This window comes from Laspinema palackyanum D2c, assembly GCF_025370875.1.
GTDB lineage: Bacteria > Cyanobacteriota > Cyanobacteriia > Cyanobacteriales > Laspinemataceae > Laspinema > Laspinema palackyanum.
In genome coordinates this window covers 1-19,370 of sequence record NZ_JAMXFD010000049.1, presented here as the reverse complement: position 1 = coordinate 19,370, position 19,370 = coordinate 1, and the positions used below count along the sequence as shown (strand labels likewise).

The window sequence follows — 19,370 nt, the reverse complement described above, 5'->3', positions numbered from 1 at the left end:
TGGGCTTCAGCTTCTAATCTGGTACGTCGGACTCCTCATTCATTAGATAAATTTATCACCACAAGTCCTGAAGAGCCAATCTGTTTTTTAAAAAAGTGTGGGTTCGAGTCCCACCAGGAGTACCAACGGGATGTAATTCAGCGGTTTTAGAAGCCTTGGTTTGGGGCCAAGGAGTCGTGGGTTCAAATCCTACCATCCCGATTTTTTCTGCCCCTGTGACGTAATGGGAAACCGTCGCTCGCTCAGACCGAGTGTTTTACAGGTTCGAGTCCTGTCAGGGGTATTGGGTTTAACCAACCCAACCGATCGCCTACTTAAAAATTCGCCCCTGTAGCCCAATTGGAAGAGGCACTAGACTAAGGATCTAGGGGGTACTGGTTCGAGTCCAGTCAGGGGTATTTTGGTGATTTATGCAGGGATGGAGCAATGGTTGGCTCGTCAGTCTCATAAACTGAAAATCAGCAAGTTCAAATCTTGCCCCTGCCACCAATTCTTGATGCTGGTGTGGCTCAATTGGTAGAGCGATCGCCTTGTAAGCGATGGGTTACAGGTTCAATTCCTGTCACCAGCTTGTTGCGGGTGTGATGTAGTGGTAAGCATCTGAGTCTGCCAGTCTCAGTGCATGGGTTCAAATCCCATCATCCGCTTTTGGAGTCCTATAGCTCAACGGTAGAGCGCTTGCCTTACAAGCAAGATGTTGTCAGTTCAAATCTGACTAGGACTACCAACAAAAGAGAGTGTAACTTAATGGGAAAAAGTCCCGATCTTCTAAATCGGTTTATGTAGGTTCGAGTCCTACCACTCTTGTTGTTATTGACTTAAAAAAAGGAGGGATTATCTTCTGAAATTTAATGGGTTTAACTGGCTGCGATCGCGTTAAAGCGTGACCTAATTTTTGGAGCTTACATACTTGAGTACGAGAGGAAAAGTACCACGAAAAACTGTGGGCGCGTGAGAACGAGGAATACGAAGAACCCGACAGGTGGGCTTAGAAGTAGCCATCCTTTAAAGAGTGTGTAACAACCCATCGGTGGAGTCCCTCTAGTAACTGAGAAAGCGCAAAACGCTCCTCGCACTTGCACGAACCAACGCGATCGCCTCACATAAGTCCATCGTTTACTAAATCTGGGTCTGTAGTTCCAATGGGAGAACGCTTCTCTTGCAAAGAAGAGGTTGCGGGTTCGACCCCCGCCAGATCCACTGATGGTGTCTGAAGTCCAAGCGGTCCAGACGCTGGTTTGTGAAGCCAGTCCTAGCGGGTTCAAGTCCCGTCAGACACCCTGCGGAAGATGCTGCTGAATGGACGGCAACTGGTCTCGAAAGCCAGAGTACAGGTAACTGTAGGGGTTCGATTCCTCCATCTTCCACCACCCACCAGAGGCCGAAAAGTGAGGCACCGTGCTGATAACGCGGGGTTAGGAGGGGCAGTACCTCTCTGGTGGATTTCCCTTTGCCAGCGGATCTGGAACTGATGCTACGAACGTCGGTGTCGGTGGTTCAACTCCATCCAAAGGGGCTTTCTCTTGCCTGTGAGAGGCTTCCTGCATCACTTTAAGGTAAGGGACTATTCCTCGATAGCTCAATGGTGGAGCATCCGGCTGTTAACCGGAGGGTTCTTGGTTCGAGTCCAAGTCGAGGAGTTTCATTTAAGTTAGGACTTACGCATTACCTCTAAATGTAGAGGCGATTCGCGAATCGCCTCTACATTTGGGGTTTAAAAATATGTGGAATTCCTATAAGTGAGGAGTAGCTGTAAGATGAAATAGTTTAAGTGTGACGTAGGTTTGCAATCGCCTTCGATTTGCAGATTGGTTTGGGATTCAGATCCCTAAAGTGATTGATGGAAGCTGCTGCTGATGGGACGGCAACCAGTCTTGAAAACTGGGGTACGGTGGAAATCCGTAGGGGTTCGACTCCTCCAGCTTCCGCTGATCTGGGATACAATGGGTGGTTGGCAGATCGGTTTATGCATCCGACTTTTAATCGGATCGAGAGAGGTTCAACTCCTCTACCACCCTCTATCTAAACGGGTAACATTGATGATGACAACTTTAACAAAACGCGGCTATACGGGAGAAACGGATTTAGAGCCGATCGCGGCTTTAATTAACGCTTGTGAGGCGGTCGATTGCCTGGATGAAGGGAGTTCCATCGCCGAACTGCGCCAAGAAATTGAAGCGCCTGACGTCGATCGCGATCGCAATCTTCGCCTCTGGGAAACTCCAGAGGGGACATTGATAGGGTTCGCACAACTTTGGATTCCTGAATCCGGTGAGGTTCGGGATGGTTTCCTCTGGTTTCGGGTGCATCCGATGTTCCGAGGCGGAACCGTGGAAGGGGAAATCGTGGCATGGGGTGAGACGCGAATGCAGGAAGTCAGTCGGGAGTGTGGTGTGCCGGTGAGCTTGCGATCGGGAACCAGGGAATCCGATGGCGATCGCATTCAGTTTTTAGAAAGCTGTGGATTCGCCATCAATCGCTATTTCTTCCGCATGGAACGAGTCGCTGCTGAACCGATACCAACCCCTAAGTTACCCTCTGAATTTACCGTGCAGATTGGGGAACAGCAAAAGCATGGGGATGCTTGGGTTGAACTGTACAACCAGAGTTTTATTGACCATTGGAATTTTCACCCCTTAACTCGCGATCGCCTGGATCATGAATTAGCCCATCTTCCTTATCAGCCCGCCTTTGATTTAGTAGCCGTCTCTCCTGATGGGCAATTTGCCGGTTTTTGTTATTGTACAATTCATGCTGAAAAAAATCGGCAGACTGGACGAAATGAAGGCTGGATTACAGTCCTAGGAACCCGTCGGGGCTTCCGCAATCAAGGCATCGGACGAGCGCTTTTGTTAGCGGGTATGCAGCAGTTACAAGCGGCTGGAGTTGAAACTATTCTATTGAGTGTGGATGCCCAAAGTCCGACTGGAGCCTTGAAACTTTATGAATCCGTCGGGTTTCGTAAATCTTTCGCAAAAATTGCGCTATCAAAAGCACTTGACACTCCGGAACTAGCAAATTGAATTTTTTTCAATACCCCCTTGACAGATTGTAACACGAGTGTTACATTAAAGAAAAGCAAGGAAAAAAATCAATGAGATTTCTACTTGCTGAACCTTTAAAACTTAATAAAATTGGGACAATCCACTCAAATCAGTCCATAATTTTCCTGAAATAAATTGAGGTATTCCCTTGTTACTGTACCTGAAACTGCTTTCCCTGAGTTGGGATAATTTTCAGCATCGAACTCAGCGGAAGCAGTTAACCGTAACCCCAAATCAGTCCAAAGAAAGTAACGTCAAAACTGTTCATCCTGGCGAGCAAATCCGTCACACCATCGCAGTTTATTACTTAGAACGGCGTTATTTCTTATAGGAAAAGGAGAAAATAAAATGGTTCATATTCGTTTTGAAGGTCGTTCCTACGACGTCACGGAAAATCAAGTCGGCATTACTGAATCCATGACCGATTCAGCCATCAAACAACAGATTGCCCGTCACTTTGAGGTGAATGGCGATCGCTTCAAGGATTATGTTTGCGATCGGCGTCCTTCCGGTGATTTAATCGTTCGCCCAGAAGCAGTTTACGGTTAAACTCCTCAGAATTTAGGAGTTACAAAATGATTTCTCCGATTTGAACACCATTAGCACTTCGCGCCCTAACTAAAAAAGCTTACATACTTGCTCAATGGTTGAGCACTACTTTAAGGAAGTAACTTTAGCAGGTTCGAGTCCTGCGTATGTTCCAACGGCTTTCTTGACTTGCGCGAGGTGTTTTAAATTTTTCCTGTTCAAAACGGTTTTAATATCCAGTTACTTCGTACCCTTACTCAAAAAGCTTACATACTTTGGTACAGCATTGACTTTCACAAAGTCAATGCAGCAGGTTCAATCCCTGCGTATGACGCAACGGCTTTCTGGACTTGTACGAAGTATTTTAATTTTTGCATTTTCATCCTGTTCTAAGTACCCCATCACTTCGCGCCCTAACTGAAAAAGCTTACATACTTGCTCAATGGTTGGGCATTACTTTATCCTAGTAACGTTAGCAGGTTCGATTCCTGCGTAGGAATCAATGGCTTTCTTAACTTGCGCGAAGTGTTTTAATTTTCTCTCTTTCAAAATGGTTTTAATATCTAGGCACTTCGTGTCCTAACTCAGAAAGCTTACATACTTGCTCACTGGTAGAGCATTACTCTCATAAAGTAACTTTAGTAGGTTCGATTCCTGCGTATGCAACAACGGCTTTCTGGACTTGCACGAGGTGTTTAAAATTTTCCGCGTTTCCCTATTCTGAGTACCCAGGCACTTCGCGCCCTAACTAAAAAAGCTTACATACTTGCTACTGGTAAAGCGCTTGATTAAAAATCGAGTACCCGAAAGGGTTTATGGGTTCAATTCTCATGTATAAACAAAAGGCTTTTTAAACTTGCGCGAAGTGTTCTTTTTTTTGTTAAATCCGCAAATCATTTAAAACTCATTTTAAGAAAAATAATTTAGACAAAAGGAGGACGTTCATGAATGCAGCAGAACGGGATTTAAGACTGGAAATGTTGAATAGTTTGCTGACTACCCCACACCGAAAATTGGAAAATGTGGCAGAATTACATCAGCTAATGGTGGAACTGGACCCGATTTTTTACGGCCATTTGGGGGTTTGGTATAGCAAAAATGGGGATGTCCGAGATCATAAAGAAGTCTTTGTCGGGCATTTACTCACCAGTCCCTTAACCGCACATCGGGACGCCGGTTTTGTGATGCTGCAAGGGTTGCCTCCCTATCAAGTTGGACGGGTTGTAGACTTTATGAAGCAGCATCGGGGGAAAGTACCGCGTTCCTCACGCACGGCAGTGACTCAATATCTGCGCGATCGCGAAAAAAATGCCAGCTTCTTCGATCGCGCCGCACTTCGCAACCGGAGTGCCATGAAACATCTGTATGCCAGCTTGCATATCAAACCGAGCGATCGCGCCGATGCAGTCCTGTTTAAAAACAAACCCCCCCAGGATTCCCTCGCCTATATCCTCAAGCAACTGGCAAAATCGCCCAATCCGGCAGAACAAGCGGCCCTGATTGTGGAACATAATATCCCCTATCCGATCGCCGTTGGTGCAATTAAACAGTTAACCCCAACCGTCTTAGTCGCACTGATTAACTCGATGTCGGCGCAGGAAGTCATCAATAACATGAAATCCCTGCAAGCGCGAGGTGCGATGGATCATCCCGATGTCAAAGCGTTGATTGAGGGGAAATTGCAAAAAGCGCAAACCAGCGATCGCGTCTCTGCCTACAAAGCGCGAGTTGCTGCCGAGGCTGCTAACCTGGATGCTGCCACCACCGCGCAGTTAGAACAAATTACTAATGAACAAGTCAAAAAGCGCGGAAAAATCAGCAAACCCACGGGATTGCTGGTGGACAAATCCGGTTCAATGGACTCGGCGATCGCAGTCGGTAAGCGTCTAGCTGCCATGATTTCCGGGATTTCCGAAGCGGCACTCTATGTCTATGCCTTCGATACCATGCCTTACCCAGTCACTGCTCAGGGTGCTGAATTAAGCGACTGGGAACGCGCTTTCGATGGGATTAACGCCGGTGGCGGCACCAGTGTCGGTTGTGCCTTAGAAGCCATGCGTCGGAAAAAGCAGGTGGTGGACCAAATCATCCTAGTTACAGATGAAGGTGAGAATGGTCATCCCTATTTCGCCGATGTTTATCAAACCTACTCTCGCGAATTAGCGGTGATGCCGAATGTGCTAATCGTCCGTGTGGGACATTCTTGCGATTGGGTAGAAACCCAACTCAAGCAGAAGCAAGTGCCGGTGGAAACCTTCACCTTTGGCGGGGATTACTATTCCTTACCGAATCTCGTCCCCTTGCTGTCTCGTCCCTCGCGACTGGATTTGCTGATGGAGATTTTGGACACACCCTTACCGGTGCGTCAAAATAAATAAAGGAAGTAGGATGCGCTACGGCGCGTCCTGCTTATTTATACCTACTTTACCTAGAATTCTATGCAGTGTGGACTCTGCCAACGAGAGATGGAGAACCTCACGGTTCATCACCTGATTCCGAAACAAAAAAATGGAGCAAAAGGGCCAAGGGTTGATATTTGTTCAGCCTGTCATCGTCAGGTTCATGCACTCTTTGATAATGCTCGACTGGCGCAAGAACTGAATACGGTGGAAAAACTCCAGGAAGAACCCCAAATGAGGAAGTTTTTAGCTTGGGTAAAGAAGCAAAAGCCGGATAAACGGATTAAAGTTGATCGCTAAAATTCCCGAGGTTGGATAAGTGGATCGGTAATCCCAGGCTGGTGCAGTTTTAATCATGCTATGCAAGTAGACGGAAGTCTATATTGGCTTCCGTCTTTTTTTATGTTCGGTTCATATCCGGTTCGATGATTTCCTCCTCATTCCTAAGTTGGCTATCATTCCTCCTGGGCTGATGAGAATACTTTTTATGCCGGATTAACCCGAGTTAATATAGAGCGACCCTAAACCAATGGGACAATTTTTAAAGAGAGTGGGAGTATTTCGCTCCCTACTTTCTACAGCTAGGGAGCCAGATACTCCCATTGCTGACTTCTATTGTGCTTATGATTTAGTGTCGCTATATGACGGCTAAATTTGAGGATTTAGAATTCCATCAAAGGTAGAGCTATTAAGCTTCTTTGAGGTAGGAAACTATTTGGTATAATAGGTGTACTCCATCCCGCCACAAATTTCGACATTAGTTTCTATAAGTTGTCCTCTACCCACCCCATCACCAGGGCCTAGTGTTGCCATTAGGTCATATTTGCAATCCGGCAATCCATCATCAATAGTGACGGTCGCGCTTTCGCCGGGTTCTAATGCGGAATCCAAAATGTTGTCTTCCCATACCCTTACACTAGGAGGCCCAATAAAGAATTCCTCAAGGACGCGATCAGTGCCATTAGTCAGCGTAAATTCCACGGACTCATACTCTTGAGCCTCTATAGGGTTATAGAAACCTCCGGATAAAAGAAGAGGAAAAGACATTAGGGTAACCCCTACCATTTGACGAAGAGAACGGTTAAACATTGTTTGACTCCTTGGAAAAAATGAGATGGGTGTGAAAATATTGAAGTTTAAGCGGGCCAGGTAGAAAGGATTTCATCGCCTATAAAAAATTCCTCGCCCTATAAGCGACTGGAATTCTCTACTCGGATGACCTCTCTCTATCTAGTCGGTATTGGGCAACAGGTTGGTAGCCTGCTCTAACATTTAACCTGTGTTGCGGGACCCTAGGGAAAGGGTTAATTCTCCCTAGTAGTAGCGGCCCTTAAGACTGTGATGAGAGTTTGGGTTTTGGATATCATCCGATCGCCTGATGATGTATCAGTTCCAAGGCGATCACCCGATTTTTTAGCCATTTAGATCGCTGAGGTCTCTTTCCCGGAGGGGGACTGCACGAAAGTTGTTCGTTCAGTAACTTACGCGATGGCTTCAAGTTAACCGATTTGACTCGGCTTTAGTCTATTGGCTTGTCTTGTATTGATTTCTCTCAATTGATAAATTTTGAGAGCTGTATATTTTTTATAACACCCTGTTAGGGTAGATGTCAATCCCTTTAATTTATTTATTTTTGTTAAGAGATTTTTATGAAAAAAATGGGGCATTAAATGTCTTAAGAAATGGCTAAAGCCCCACTTCCAAAGGGGGGTGCGGGGATCGACCCTAAAAGATTTTATGTTTTGGAGTTCCGTAACTTGGGAATTTCTTGTCAAATTTATCTCAAAAATTTAATTTAGACGAGCAGTTATCCAAAAAAGTTCGCGGGAGTTAAAGAAATTTTTCGGTAGGTATATCTTTACCTCCTGAAGCGGGTTACATCGATTTTCCCCAGTACCGAAGCATAAAACCTTGACAGAGGCCCTTAGTCTTCTCACCTAGATTGTTGATGCTTCTCACTTTTTCTCGGGCCGATTTACCTTACTTAGATTTGCGATCGCCCTCGGACTCAATGGCAAAAAACTGTTTGGTTGCCGGTGCATAAGTCCAGGCAAATCCTGCCGGGTCTTTTTCCCGACTCCAGTCCAGAAATTCGGTTTTGTTCTTATTTTTACTCACGGTAGTGGGATGCACCCCCAACCTTGTCGCCAATTCAGTCTGATTCATCGGAGGTGGCAACACCACTCGGCGCTTTTTGGGGGCCACGGCTTTGGGGGCTTCCGGTTCGGACATGGCGGGGACGCTGGCGACATCGATGGTTTGGTAGCGTTCCGGCAATTTAATACTGGAAAAACAGTAGACCATGCCCCCATTATCGGTGATTTCATATCCTGCGGCGAACTCGCGGGCGCGTTCCTCTAAATATTCTTGCGCTTCAGTCCCAGAAATGTCCCCATGCATGGCAAAGTCTAGGGCCGTTAGGCGTCCCTGGTTATCTTGAATTAATTGATAAAACAGGGCATTGAGGGTGGCGAGTCGCTGTTGTTCCTTTTCTTGATACTGTTTCCACGCCCATCCCAGTCCCGAGATCACGGCGACCCCCAGCAACATTCGCCATGCAGATAATACGACGGTGACGCCGACTAAGATAGGCACCAGCACAATCAGCCGGGATTCTAGGGTTCCGGTGGTTTGGGGTGGGTTGCTGGGGTTGGGGTCACGGTTCATCTCGCGATCGGCTGGCATTTTTACTAGAGTTTGGATTTAACCTTTGAGTGAGCATGGGCATGATTTGCCACAAATTGCATTATTGCATCTGGGTCTGCGTTTCGTCACGGCGATCGCCATCCCAACAGGGATTTTCTGATGGCGGCCCTACTTGACCCCTGTCATCTCAGGAATAAGCAGGCTTCTCTATCCCCAGATGGAAATTGAGGCAATGGAGTCAAAATCTCCCAGGGTCTACCTCCAGTTAGATTTTTGCCCAGTTTTGAGGCTTTATACTTACGGTTGCCCTATCCAGGATTTGCATAATTCTATAAACTCTTCGGGAAATTTTCTGGGGTCAAGGGTTCGGCATCCCGGGGTTAAGCCCGGGGTGATTAGCCCGCTCCTAAATTCCTAGGAGAGCGAATAACTTTGGGTTTTGACGATTTTTATATAAGGGAAGTTTGGAAAAATTGTGGTTCTTTCAATAGCAACAATTTGGATCTAAATCCTTAAAGAATAGTTCTCCCTCTCCCCAAAATATATCATTAGGTATATCTTGAATCAATTTATCACAAATTTGAGGATTCATGCCTTATTGGTGATGTAAGACAACTCTCCAACTTGTTAACGTTGAACTATAAAACTAATCAACGTTTAACAGAGAGTGTGACATGAGTTTTTTTCCAACAAACCAACCTATTTTTTCCAAAAAACCCGATCCGAACACGATTCAGGATTGCCAAGGATTATGGCGAATCCAATGGAAGATTGCAGGGCGGAGTATCTTCAAGCAATTTTATACCCGCATTGATCAAAGTATGATGGTCTGGGCAGTGGTGACGGGAACTATCTTCTTTACGGCCCAATTTTTCCCCATTAATTGGACAACCCAAGCAATTGCTTGGTCTATCCTCACCCTGGTGGCAACGGCAATGATGTGTTACTTAAGCTGGTTTTGGGTGACCGTGGAAGAAGTGCGCTGGACCGTTTATTGGTGGGTATTCCTAATGGTGGGGGGAACGATTTTAACTGACGCCAGTATTGCTTATGGTTGGGGAGAGATTTTGATCCGTCTATGTCCCTTATGGTTGGCATTATGTGGACTGGGTTATGTGGGAACCGGATGGGCATTGCGATCGCGCAGTACCTTCTTGGTGGCAGGATTTCATTTTTTGGGGATAGCTATTTTACCGGCATTCAGTGGATGGGAATATCTGGTTACAGGTTTGATTATGACAGGTACTTTAGTGCTGTTTTGTGAAAGACGGTGGGATATGCGTCCTCATGGGGAAATTAAGGCACCTGCACCCGATCGCCAAGAAGTCAAGCGCGATCGGCGACTACGGGACGACTCGGTTTACGCCGGATAACGGCGCAACCTCTCTACTGCGAAGCCGAATTAATCCCCAGCAAGGTTTTCACCCGGAATGAGGTCCAAACAAAGCCACTCTCATTCCCCGGTTACCCCCTAAATCCCCTAACATTTCAGAGTTCGCCTATATAATATTTTTTATAAAAATCCTGCTCTACATCCTGGATTAAATCCTGTTGAGAAATCCTCTCTCTTTTCAATAACTGTTCGTCAAATGCCCACCCTCAGATCCAGGGTGGGAATGGCCCTCACGGACCATCACTGAATTCACGAGAGAGGGAGTGGGTTTGAAGGACTAGATTAGGGTTGATCAGCCTCTGTAGCTCCTGATTAACGGGTCCTATTTTTAGGGGAGCAATTGTAACTACAGTACCTCATTGAGGGGTTAGATTTTAAATCAAATTTCCTGAATGAATCCACTCCGGAGCAGGCCCCTAAACCCTCGGCAAAGTCGGGGCTAGAACCGGGTTTAGGGTATTCCAACAAATAAATCATCCCAATCCGAAGGTTAAGGACCCAACAATACTCGATTAGCCCGCGCTTCTCGGGATTCGTCCGCTTTTTTCCCCACCCTGAAGGGTCCGGGGTTTTTGCCTATTATATTTTTTGGAGTTCCCTGAAGGAATTAATCCTTAAAATCCCAAGAAACTTGGCAAGATATTTAGTGTCAACGTTTCTTGATTTAATGTGGGCTGATTATAGCAAATTTTTGTTGATTTTTACAAAAATAATAAGCATTTCCTGACTTTATGTAATTTTGTATCGTTTTGTTGAGTTTTTTAGCATTTTGATATTACATCTATCCGGAGAGGGATTCTATAGATAGAAGAACAGATCGTAGGGAAGATTTTAGGCAAAATCTCCTAAAAGACCCATCTGCGATCGCCACCTGGATGTAGAAGCCTTCTATCACTTGTTTTTACAGCCAGAACCCTCAAATAGTTAAGTAGAATTACCTGAGCGGATACCGATGTACGCAACCGATTGGACTATCACCGAACGCAACTTTGACTCCTTAAGCGAACCGCATCATCACGAAACGGTTTTTACCCTAGGAAATGGCTATCTGGGCACTCGGGGAACCTTCGAGGAAGGCTATCCCGGGGCAAAACCTGCCACCTTGATTAATGGCGTGTATGATAAGGTCGCGATCGTCCATACGGAACTGGCAAATTGCCCCGATTGGCTGCCGATGGTGGTGTCTGTCGGTGGCGAATACTTCAGCCTCGATCGCGGCGAAATCCTGCACTATGAAAGACAACTGGATATGCGACGCGGCATTCTCAGCCGCCAAATTCGCTGGCGCAGTCCCCAGGGAAAAACTCTAGACCTCCATTTTGAGCGGTTTACCAGTCTTGCCGAACCCCATGTCGCCGCCATCCGACTCTCGGTTACCCCGGTTGATTTCTCCGATATCGTGGAAATCCAAGCGGGACTCGACGGACACCCGGATAACCAAGGAATCAAGCATTGGAAATGGATTAATCAAGGTTTAACCCCGGTTAGAACCGCTAAATCCAGCAGTTCCCTCCCCTTTTCCCTCCTCCCCTCAGAAGTGGATGGGGTCTGGATGCAGTTGTCTACGTTACATAGTGGAATTGAGTTGGGAATGGCAACCCAGCTTTCAGTTAAAAATGCCCAGCAACAAACCCTTCCGGTGTTGGCGATGACGACCCCGGGATACCCCACCCTCACCACTCGCTTTGACGGCAACCGGGGAGAAACGGTGACGGTGGAAAAATTGGTGACGATTTACACCTCCCGGGAAACCGAGGCCCCTACTCAAACGGCGATCGCCAAGCTGAGTCAAATCACAGACTATGACACCCTCCGCGACGAACACGCTGCCGCCTGGGATCGCCTCTGGGAAAAATCCGATGTTGTCATCGAAGGGGACCTCAAAGCGCAACAGGCAATCCGCTATAACCTGTTCCAATTGCTGCAAGCGGCCCCCCATCATGATAGTCATGTCAGCATTCCCGCAAAAACCTTGTCAGGGTTTGCTTACCGGGGTCACGTTTTTTGGGATACGGAAATTTTTCTGCTGCCCTTTTTAAGCTACACCCAACCCGCAGTCGCCAAAAATGCCCTAACTTATCGCTACCACACCCTCCCCGGTGCTCGTCGCAAAGCGGCAGATTCCGGGTATGAAGGGGCCATGTTTGCCTGGGAAAGCGCAGCGACTGGAGATGAAGTCACCCCCCGTTGGGTTCCGGATGCGGAAGGCAAAGAATTGGTGCGGATTTGGTGTGGGGATATCGAACTGCACATCACGACAGATGTTGCTTATGCCGCCTGGAACTACTGGCAAATCACCGGGGACGACGCCTGGATGGTAGACTATGGCGCAGAATTAATCCTGGATACCGCTGTATTCTGGGGAAGTCGCGCCGAATGGAATGGCGATCGCAACTGTTATGAAATCCGCGATGTGATCGGACCCGACGAAAATCACGATCGCGTCAATAACAATACCTTCACCAACCGGATGATGCAATGGCATCTGGAAACCGCACAAGGTGTCTTAAACTGGTTGCAGGATTTCGCACCGGATCAGGCACAGGCATTGGTACAGCAACTGGATCTCGATGCCAAACGCCTCACCCATTGGAACCATGTGATTGAGCGGATTTACCTGCCTACCCCCTCACAGACGGGGTTAATTGAGCAATCAGAAGGCTTTTTCGCACTCAAAGATGTGAATTTGGCGGATTACGAACCGCGTCAGCAGTCGATGCAGGCGCTTTTGGGAATTGAGGCAACCAGTCAATGCCAGATTCTCAAACAGCCGGATGTGTTGATGTTGCTGTATCTGTTGGGCGATCGCTACGATTCCAAAACCCTGCAAGCAAACTGGGATTATTACTGTCCCCGCACCGATCACGTCTATGGATCGAGTCTGGGTCCGGCAATCCATGCGGTGTTAGCAGCGCAATTGGATAAACCGACAGAGGCATATCAACACTTCATGCGGGCGGCATTAGTCGATTTAGAAGATGTGCGCGGCAATGCTTGTGAGGGGATTCACGCTGCCTCAACAGGAGGGGTGTGGCAAGCGATCGTGTTTGGATTTGCCGGAATTCGTCTGACGGAACGCGGTCCGATCGCCAATCCTCACTTACCCCCAGGATGGACTCGTCTGAAGTTCAAGCTATCCTGGCGCGATCGCTGGTATGAGTTTGATATTAAACAGGATAGTCCCTCGGTAGAGTCTCAGAAAACGACATCTGCCTTGTCGGAAATTACCGCAACAGCGTTGCGCGACAAGTTGCGCGGTGTCATCTTTGATTTGGATGGGGTTCTGACGGATACGGCAGAATACCATTATTTAGGCTGGAAGCAACTGGCGGATGAGGAGGGGATTCCCTTCGATCGCGAGGCGAATGAAGCGATGCGCGGATTGGCACGTCGCGAGTCGCTGTTAACCTTGCTAGGCAATCGCCAAGTTCCGGAAGCGCAAATGCAGGAGATGATGGACCGCAAAAACCGTTACTATGTAGACCTAGTAGCGGAGATTGGTCCTCAAGATTTGTTACCTGGGGCGATGGAATTTTTGATGGAACTGCAAGCAGCAGGGATTCAAGTGGCGATCGGGTCATCCAGCAAAAATGCTCACATGGTCGTGGAACGCTTGGGAATTGGGCATCTGGTGCAGGCGATCGCCGATGGATACAGTGTATCGCGATCAAAACCTGCCCCGGATTTGTTCTTCCATGCTGCCGAACTGTTGGGAATCCCTTCCTCCCAGTGCATCGTTTTTGAAGATGCTGATTCCGGGGTAGAAGCAGCCAAAGCAGCCGGAATGTTAGCGGTAGGGTTAGGTCCGGTGGAACGGTTCCAGGAAGCGGATTTGGTTCTGCCGTCCTTAGAGTATATCCAGTGGAAGGATTTGCTGGATAAACTCGCCCAAACCACCCTGTTGCCTGGGGATTTAGCAGCGATCGGCAAACCCATTGGTGCCGGTTCAGTGTAATTCAGCTTCCAGTTTGGGGTTAACCCTTGAATGGGATTAACATTATCAAGACACGGCCAAAAAAGCCGTGTCTTTTTGTTGTAAAATTCTAACGCTGTGCAAGGGGTAAGGTTGTATGCTACCGATTATTGAGAGGGTTCCGATTGTGCAACTGGCTTCAGGCGATCGGTTGTTTATCCAGGTTTATAAATTTATTGGAGACAATCCCGGACCCAAAGCCTATATTCAGTCTAATTTACATGGAGCAGAAATCGCCGGAAATGCGGTGATTCATCAACTGATGGAATTGTGGCAGCAGGTAGATGCCAGTCAAATCACCGGCGAGATTTGGCTGGTTCCGGTTTGTAATCCTCTGGGAATTAACCGGCGATCGCAACATTTTTCCAGTGGACGCTATCACAGCTATGATGGCAAAGACTGGAATCGAATCTTTTGGGATTATGAAAAAGAAGCCACCGATATTAATCAGTTTGCCTCCTCTCAAATTAATCTAAACCCCGACGAAATCGCCACAAACTATCGAAATATTATCCTAAAACACTTCCATAAACTCCAAGAAGAAATCAACGCCGCCAGTGGCGTTCCCTTCGTCGAACAGTATCGCTATCAACTCCAATCATTGAGCTTAGATGCCAATTATGTCATCGACTGCCACAGTTCCACCAACCAAGGACTAGATTATCTCTATTGCTTCAGTTCCCGAGAAGAAAGCGCCAAAGCCTTTCTCCTCGATTATGCAATTCTGATGACCGAATATGATGGCGATGCCTTCGATGAAGCCGGAATGAAACCTTGGCTGGCATTAGAAAAAAGTTTAGCCCAACAGGGAAACCCTATACAATTTGAAGTCGAATCCTGGACCCTTGAACTCGGGACCGGGATGCAGATGAATCCGCAATCAGTCGCCAAAGGAGTGCGAGGAATTCAGAACTATTTGGCAACCAAAGGGATGTTAGAGATTCCCGGATTTCCCCTACCGGAAACAGACTTACATTCCGTAAATTTTATCCCCAAAGACCGAATCAGGAAATATTATGCCACCGCAGGAGGAATGATTCAGAACCGCTTACCGTTGGGAACCTTGGTTAAAAAAGGCGACTGTCTTTACCAACTTTTAAGTTTTGACAAAACTGGAGAACTCCCCCAAATCATCGACATTCCTGCTGTAGAATCAGGCTTAATTGCCGATATTTGTACGAATTATTCTGCCAATCAAGGGGATTACATTTTATCAATTTTCCAGGGAGAAACTGATAAATTCATGATAAATTAGCCCTAATTATTAACATCCAATAAGTGTCTCCCCTACCTAATGATTTTTATATCACATTTGGTACTCCAAAATGCGGGTTCAAGTAGAGCGGTTCCCGGACTCCTAGGAAATCCGGGCGGGCCGCTAATAGAAAAACCCAACTTTTGACAAGCAGATTTAGGGTCATGAGGTACAAGAACCGCTAGAGGTAACTCACTATCACCCTTCATAATTCTCCCTTGTCATCACGCGATCGATGAATTCCTGCATCTTTTCATAATGGGAACCTTTCCAATAAATTTTATCGCAAGAACTACAGCGGCGAAATTCATCATAATGTTCCCGGGTTTTCGGTTCTAAACGCTCTAAAATGCTGTTTTTAGCCACAGTTTCCAGTAACCCATTGCAGTGAATGCAACGACTAAACGGCGTGATAGCATCCAACAACTCAAACCGTCGCAAAACCTCTTCCAGACGCTCATGGGGATTGGTTGATCGCACCCAATAGCCGTGAGTAACCATTCCGCGCTTTAATAACCCGATATCTCGCGTCAGCAAAATCCGATTTTCTGTACTAGAAACCCGTGCTAACTCTTCATCGGGATAGTCGTTGCGATAGAGAGTATCAAACCCCAAAATTCGCAAAAACCCCGCCAGCTTTCCCAGGTGGATATCTAACACGAAACGCGGTTCCGGTGGGGGACGCAACCTCACCGCAGGCGAAAGCTGCACTGCTTGAGAAATGGGATAGATATCGCAGCAGTCGCCATCTTGCACCCGATAAGAAAAATCCACTGATTTGCCATTGACTGCGATCGTATCAACTTCCGGATGGGGAATACCAAACGATTCAATGGAATCTTTAATCGAGGGATGGTTGTTGAACTGATGCGTCAGGGTCAAATTTTTGCTATCCCGTGGTAAAAAGTCGTTCAGTTCGGCATGAAATCGAAATTCAGCGCAGTTCATAGGAAGGTAGAGATTAACTTATTATTATTTTAGCAAATTGGATTTTATTTACCTACAAACCTGAAATAAATTATCTATTAAACACAAATTAATCTTCAATCCAATCCCCAACTTTTCGCATATTCTCTTAATACTGGATTAAGGAAAAATTGAGTAACGCCTTCCCGTTCCTGAATTTCGACGAACAAGCGTCTGTCGAGGGATTGCATCACTTTAAAAAACTCGGCAGCGGAGAGTTGGGTCAGTTGTAACAAGTGCATTAATATCACGGGTTCGGTTGCCGTTGAAAGTTGGGCGATCGCCTTCTTTTCCGGTAACGTTAACCTCTGAAACTTTTGGTCTAGTTGTGCCTGCAAAGGTTCCCATAAAACCGGCGTTTTATAGGTTAAAAAATCCCCTACTCGACCGCCACATAATTCTCGGATTGAGGTGGCGGTTATCTCTAACCAGAGGGGATTACCGTGATAGAGATTGATTAAACTATCCCAAGTTTCAGAATCCGATAAATTTTGGTCTTGCAAAATTGATTTCGCGGCGTCACCTAAACCCTGCAATACCAGCGATCGCACCGGATAGTTTTGCTTTTCCAAGGTGGTGATCGCGAGGGGTTTTTCATCGGCGATCGCGACTATGCAACTCTGATGTGTAACTTCTGCGATCGTCTTAAAAAACAGTCGATACTCTTCGTAAATCGCTCCATTTCCCCCCGCCAGTTTGCCACTATTGAAAGGAATCTGCAAATCATCGAGAATAATCAAACAGCGAGACTGACGTAAATGGGTGAGGAGTTGGGAGAGTTGCGTTTCCAGGCGATCGGGAATCTCGGTATCGGGAGAAAAGATCTGCAATAGATTGGCAGCAATTGCACCTAGATCCGAGTAAAAGCGCAAACTGCGATAGATGACATACTCGAATTGATTTTTAACTTGCTCAACCAGACGCAGCGCCAGAGTTGTTTTACCCATCCCACCGAATCCGAGAAGTGCCACCAGACGACAGCGATCGCCAACAATAGCGCGATCGAGAGTCGCGAGTTCCTCAGTTCGTCCATAAAAATTGAAGATTTCCGGCGCATTGCTTAAGTCAAGATGCAGTTGAGTTTGAGTTGCCTGGGGTTGAGGGGGATGGGGAGGCGATCGGCGAGCTTCCGAACAAAGATGAACGTTATTAACTGTTACATAATCTCTACCAATTGCTGATGAATAATTATAAAAATTTGCTTTTTCTAATATCGCTTTAAAATTCGCCTTGCTAACCTCTTTCCCCAACCCCTTCGAGAGAAGTTTCCAGAGTTCCGAACCTACATCTCTAACATGACCCTCGCTGGCATAAGTCTCTTCCGCAATTTTCGCATAAGTCTCACCTTCCAAAGTGCCTTGCAAAATTGCCTCTTGCAGATAGTCCAAATGATTCCCCGTCTGAGTAAAAACTAGCTCATCCGCCAGTTTCAACACTTCCGTGATGTCCATAGGTCAAGGATAGTGGTAAAGTTTGACCTATTATATCCGATCTTTCCGACATTCCCGACAAACCCGATTGGACTATCGCCTCGAAACGCCGATATTTCCGACTTGGCAGGACGTAGAGTTTCATAGATGATGTTTGCATAAGGGCTAATCATCAGCCCCAACAACCACCTCATCTAAGGAAAAAACCGTGAGTTACCCAAGATCTGCAAAATACCAAGCTGACCCAAATGGAGATAACTACGTTTGCGGCAGTTGCGAGAGAAGCCAAGATCCTAGAGAAGGGGTACCCTGCATTAAGTGTGGAAAAGCAACCGTCACCTGGCTACAATCTCAGGGTGAATCCTGGAGTTACGTCTTGAACAAATGGAGACGGTTAGTCGGGTGAATCGAGAAATAAACAGAGCAATAGCGGTAATTATGGGAAAACAAGCTCAAGAACTCATCAACAAGTATGGCGGCAACTACACCTGGGAGAAGTTGCGCTCTACTAAAATAGATTATCAACTCTCCAAAATTCAATATGAATACCCCGGAGGTGTGAAAGCTAACACTTTTACCGAGTTGGAAGAGTTAGCCAAAGATGGAGATGCAGAAGCAAAGAAAGCAATTAAGCTTCTTCTTCAAACTCAGAGGCTAAATAACAAGTCAGGCCAAAACTAGCTAAAGAAGCTCTACTGCTCTTGCTCCGGGTCAGCGTAGGGTGCGTTAATGAAGTCTAAGAGATCCGGCTTTTCAGTATTTGGGGATTATAACCATGAAATTATCTGTAGATCGGCAAGAAAAAAAAGGGCCATTTGGGGGAACATACTACGAATCTAAAATAAAACTAACTTTAACTGAAGAAGAGGAAAAAATTGCCGAAACCATCGAATTAATGAAAAAAGGTCTTTTTGATCCGACCGATTCTGTTGAGAGTCAGGTACTTCTTGCGTTAGCGAGGAATAAATTAAGCGTTTGGGATTTAACTAAAATAGGAGTAACAGCAAAATGTGATAAAGAGGCTGACCTCAGCCGTCTAGCTCTTGTTGAAAATAAAATTCGAGAAAGATGCAAGGATATTAAAGCTGAGATTGACCTTTACATTGCAGCTAAAAATGCCATAAATGAGGGAGGATATGAAGAAGAATTTTAAAAAATGACTTTAAAATAATCTCAGGAATAACCCGAAAATGCCCGGGTTATTATTTTGTGTACTCATTTTGTCTATAAAAACTGAAGATATGCAGGGCGTTGCCCAAGTCAAGATAGGGTTGAGTTTGAGTTGGCTGGTTTTGAAGGGAATGGGGAGGCAATTGTCAAGGTCACCGAGAAAATAAACGTTATTAACTATTACTTTATTTACAATAATACCTCATGAATAATTATAAAAATTTGCCTTCTCTAATACCGCTCTAAAATTTCCCTTGGTCACCTCTTTCCCCAACCCCTCCGAGAGCCGTTTCCTTTAGTTCAGAACCCACATCGCTAACATAAACCTCTTTGGAATAAGTCTTTTTAGCAATTTTCGCAAGCGATTTCTAAGCCTGTTAATCCTTTGGCAGAATATAGCGACCCTAAATGAATTTAACAGTGGATCTAAGCCCAAGAAACCTGGAGCGTGAGCATCTTGCTCGCTATCTCTATGTCAAAATGATTTAGCCCACATTCCGCAGGTTGAATCAAGTCAGTAAATAATATTTCTGGCAGGAGGCCCCTAGGAACTGAAGGATCCATCG

At 46.2% G+C, this 19,370-nt stretch carries 14 protein-coding genes and 16 tRNA genes; 26 read left to right on the top strand and 4 right to left on the bottom strand.

What is annotated here, in order from left to right:
• Positions 1 to 126: 126 nt before the first annotated feature.
• The 21 genes from NG795_RS27620 (at position 127) to NG795_RS27520 (ending at position 6,271) form a co-directional block, all read left to right on the top strand.
• A tRNA-Pro gene (locus NG795_RS27620) sits at positions 127 to 201 on the top strand.
• Between the two features lie 8 nt (positions 202 to 209).
• Positions 210 to 283 (top strand) — tRNA-Leu (locus NG795_RS27615).
• A gap of 41 nt (positions 284 to 324) precedes the next feature.
• Positions 325 to 398 (top strand) — tRNA-Leu (locus tag NG795_RS27610).
• A 13-nt stretch (positions 399 to 411) separates the two neighbouring features.
• A tRNA-Met gene (locus tag NG795_RS27605) sits at positions 412 to 489 on the top strand.
• A gap of 9 nt (positions 490 to 498) precedes the next feature.
• Positions 499 to 571, top strand: a tRNA-Thr gene (locus tag NG795_RS27600).
• A gap of 4 nt (positions 572 to 575) precedes the next feature.
• Positions 576 to 647: transfer RNA gene (locus NG795_RS27595), tRNA-Gly, on the top strand.
• Positions 648 to 652: 5 nt separating this feature from the next.
• Positions 653 to 727 (top strand) — tRNA-Val (locus NG795_RS27590).
• Between the two features lie 6 nt (positions 728 to 733).
• Positions 734 to 807: transfer RNA gene (locus NG795_RS27585), tRNA-Arg, on the top strand.
• Between the two features lie 320 nt (positions 808 to 1,127).
• Positions 1,128 to 1,200, top strand: a tRNA-Ala gene (locus NG795_RS27580).
• A gap of 6 nt (positions 1,201 to 1,206) precedes the next feature.
• Positions 1,207 to 1,280 (top strand) — tRNA-His (locus tag NG795_RS27575).
• Between the two features lie 4 nt (positions 1,281 to 1,284).
• Positions 1,285 to 1,370: transfer RNA gene (locus NG795_RS27570), tRNA-Ser, on the top strand.
• Between the two features lie 198 nt (positions 1,371 to 1,568).
• Positions 1,569 to 1,640: transfer RNA gene (locus NG795_RS27565), tRNA-Asn, on the top strand.
• Positions 1,641 to 1,842: 202 nt separating this feature from the next.
• Positions 1,843 to 1,928 (top strand) — tRNA-Ser (locus NG795_RS27560).
• A 17-nt stretch (positions 1,929 to 1,945) separates the two neighbouring features.
• A tRNA-Lys gene (locus tag NG795_RS27555) sits at positions 1,946 to 2,018 on the top strand.
• Positions 2,019 to 2,039: 21 nt separating this feature from the next.
• Positions 2,040 to 3,023, top strand: coding sequence for a GNAT family N-acetyltransferase (locus tag NG795_RS27550; RefSeq protein WP_367291805.1), 984 nt, complete (start codon positions 2,040 to 2,042; stop codon positions 3,021 to 3,023).
• Positions 3,024 to 3,192: 169 nt separating this feature from the next.
• Positions 3,193 to 3,375 carry a hypothetical protein gene (locus NG795_RS27545; RefSeq protein WP_367291804.1) on the top strand — a complete coding sequence of 61 codons (183 nt, stop codon included), beginning with the start codon at positions 3,193 to 3,195 and terminating at the stop codon, positions 3,373 to 3,375.
• Between the two features lie 17 nt (positions 3,376 to 3,392).
• Entirely contained in the window at positions 3,393 to 3,593 is a 201-nt protein-coding gene (locus NG795_RS27540; RefSeq protein ID WP_367291803.1) for a hypothetical protein, read from the top strand.
• Between the two features lie 81 nt (positions 3,594 to 3,674).
• Positions 3,675 to 3,747 (top strand) — tRNA-Leu (locus NG795_RS27535).
• Positions 3,748 to 4,166: 419 nt separating this feature from the next.
• Positions 4,167 to 4,238, top strand: a tRNA-Met gene (locus NG795_RS27530).
• Positions 4,239 to 4,516: 278 nt separating this feature from the next.
• Positions 4,517 to 5,950, top strand: a complete 1,434-nt coding sequence (locus tag NG795_RS27525) for a vWA domain-containing protein (protein ID WP_367291802.1) — start codon at positions 4,517 to 4,519, stop codon at positions 5,948 to 5,950.
• A gap of 60 nt (positions 5,951 to 6,010) precedes the next feature.
• On the top strand, positions 6,011 to 6,271 hold the full coding sequence (locus tag NG795_RS27520; protein ID WP_367291801.1) for an HNH endonuclease: 261 nt from the start codon (positions 6,011 to 6,013) through the stop codon (positions 6,269 to 6,271).
• Between the two features lie 411 nt (positions 6,272 to 6,682).
• Here NG795_RS27520 and NG795_RS27515 read toward each other — a convergent pair whose 3' ends face one another.
• Positions 6,683 to 7,060, bottom strand: coding sequence for a hypothetical protein (locus NG795_RS27515; RefSeq protein WP_367291800.1), 378 nt, complete (start codon positions 7,058 to 7,060; stop codon positions 6,683 to 6,685).
• Between the two features lie 891 nt (positions 7,061 to 7,951).
• Positions 7,952 to 8,656, bottom strand: coding sequence for a hypothetical protein (locus tag NG795_RS27510; protein WP_367291799.1), 705 nt, complete (start codon positions 8,654 to 8,656; stop codon positions 7,952 to 7,954).
• Between the two features lie 635 nt (positions 8,657 to 9,291).
• Between NG795_RS27510 and NG795_RS27505 the strand changes: the two genes are divergently transcribed.
• From NG795_RS27505 to NG795_RS27495, 3 genes are all read left to right on the top strand, one after another.
• Positions 9,292 to 9,990: a hypothetical protein gene (locus NG795_RS27505; protein WP_367291798.1), complete on the top strand. Its 699-nt coding sequence runs from the start codon at positions 9,292 to 9,294 to the stop codon at positions 9,988 to 9,990.
• Positions 9,991 to 10,962: 972 nt separating this feature from the next.
• Complete coding sequence (gene pgmB / locus NG795_RS27500; protein ID WP_367291797.1) at positions 10,963 to 13,965, top strand: beta-phosphoglucomutase; 3,003 nt, start codon at positions 10,963 to 10,965, stop codon at positions 13,963 to 13,965.
• Between the two features lie 115 nt (positions 13,966 to 14,080).
• Entirely contained in the window at positions 14,081 to 15,238 is a 1,158-nt protein-coding gene (locus tag NG795_RS27495) for a M14 family metallopeptidase (protein WP_367291796.1), read from the top strand.
• A gap of 198 nt (positions 15,239 to 15,436) precedes the next feature.
• Here NG795_RS27495 and NG795_RS27490 read toward each other — a convergent pair whose 3' ends face one another.
• Together NG795_RS27490 and NG795_RS27485 are read right to left on the bottom strand one after the other, a co-directional pair.
• The gene (locus NG795_RS27490; RefSeq protein ID WP_367291795.1) at positions 15,437 to 16,186 is read right to left on the bottom strand and encodes a Mut7-C RNAse domain-containing protein; all 750 of its coding nucleotides are present in this window, start codon (positions 16,184 to 16,186) and stop codon (positions 15,437 to 15,439) included.
• Between the two features lie 95 nt (positions 16,187 to 16,281).
• Positions 16,282 to 17,655: a helix-turn-helix domain-containing protein gene (locus NG795_RS27485; protein ID WP_367291794.1), complete on the bottom strand. Its 1,374-nt coding sequence runs from the start codon at positions 17,653 to 17,655 to the stop codon at positions 16,282 to 16,284.
• Positions 17,656 to 18,018: 363 nt separating this feature from the next.
• Here NG795_RS27485 and NG795_RS27480 point away from each other — a divergent pair, with 363 nt between their 5' ends.
• Entirely contained in the window at positions 18,019 to 18,315 is a 297-nt protein-coding gene (locus NG795_RS27480; RefSeq protein WP_367291793.1) for a hypothetical protein, read from the top strand.
• A 94-nt stretch (positions 18,316 to 18,409) separates the two neighbouring features.
• Positions 18,410 to 18,787, top strand: coding sequence for a hypothetical protein (locus tag NG795_RS27475; RefSeq protein WP_367291792.1), 378 nt, complete (start codon positions 18,410 to 18,412; stop codon positions 18,785 to 18,787).
• Positions 18,788 to 19,370: the final 583 nt, after the last annotated feature.

What these genes read in the sequence shown, in the direction of transcription:
- NG795_RS27485 (WP_367291794.1), bottom strand. Translation starts at nt 17,655, where the DNA reads ATGGACATCACGGAAGTGTTGAAACTGGCGGATGAGCTAGTTTTTACT.
- NG795_RS27525 (WP_367291802.1), top strand. Translation starts at nt 4,517, where the DNA reads ATGAATGCAGCAGAACGGGATTTAAGACTGGAAATGTTGAATAGTTTG.
- pgmB (WP_367291797.1), top strand. Translation starts at nt 10,963, where the DNA reads ATGTACGCAACCGATTGGACTATCACCGAACGCAACTTTGACTCCTTA.
- NG795_RS27550 (WP_367291805.1), top strand. Translation starts at nt 2,040, where the DNA reads ATGATGACAACTTTAACAAAACGCGGCTATACGGGAGAAACGGATTTA.
- NG795_RS27520 (WP_367291801.1), top strand. Translation starts at nt 6,011, where the DNA reads ATGCAGTGTGGACTCTGCCAACGAGAGATGGAGAACCTCACGGTTCAT.
- NG795_RS27510 (WP_367291799.1), bottom strand. Translation starts at nt 8,656, where the DNA reads ATGCCAGCCGATCGCGAGATGAACCGTGACCCCAACCCCAGCAACCCA.
- NG795_RS27540 (WP_367291803.1), top strand. Translation starts at nt 3,393, where the DNA reads ATGGTTCATATTCGTTTTGAAGGTCGTTCCTACGACGTCACGGAAAAT.
- NG795_RS27515 (WP_367291800.1), bottom strand. Translation starts at nt 7,060, where the DNA reads ATGTTTAACCGTTCTCTTCGTCAAATGGTAGGGGTTACCCTAATGTCT.
- NG795_RS27475 (WP_367291792.1), top strand. Translation starts at nt 18,410, where the DNA reads ATGAAATTATCTGTAGATCGGCAAGAAAAAAAAGGGCCATTTGGGGGA.
- NG795_RS27505 (WP_367291798.1), top strand. Translation starts at nt 9,292, where the DNA reads ATGAGTTTTTTTCCAACAAACCAACCTATTTTTTCCAAAAAACCCGAT.
- NG795_RS27495 (WP_367291796.1), top strand. Translation starts at nt 14,081, where the DNA reads ATGCTACCGATTATTGAGAGGGTTCCGATTGTGCAACTGGCTTCAGGC.
- NG795_RS27490 (WP_367291795.1), bottom strand. Translation starts at nt 16,186, where the DNA reads ATGAACTGCGCTGAATTTCGATTTCATGCCGAACTGAACGACTTTTTA.
- NG795_RS27480 (WP_367291793.1), top strand. Translation starts at nt 18,019, where the DNA reads ATGGAGACGGTTAGTCGGGTGAATCGAGAAATAAACAGAGCAATAGCG.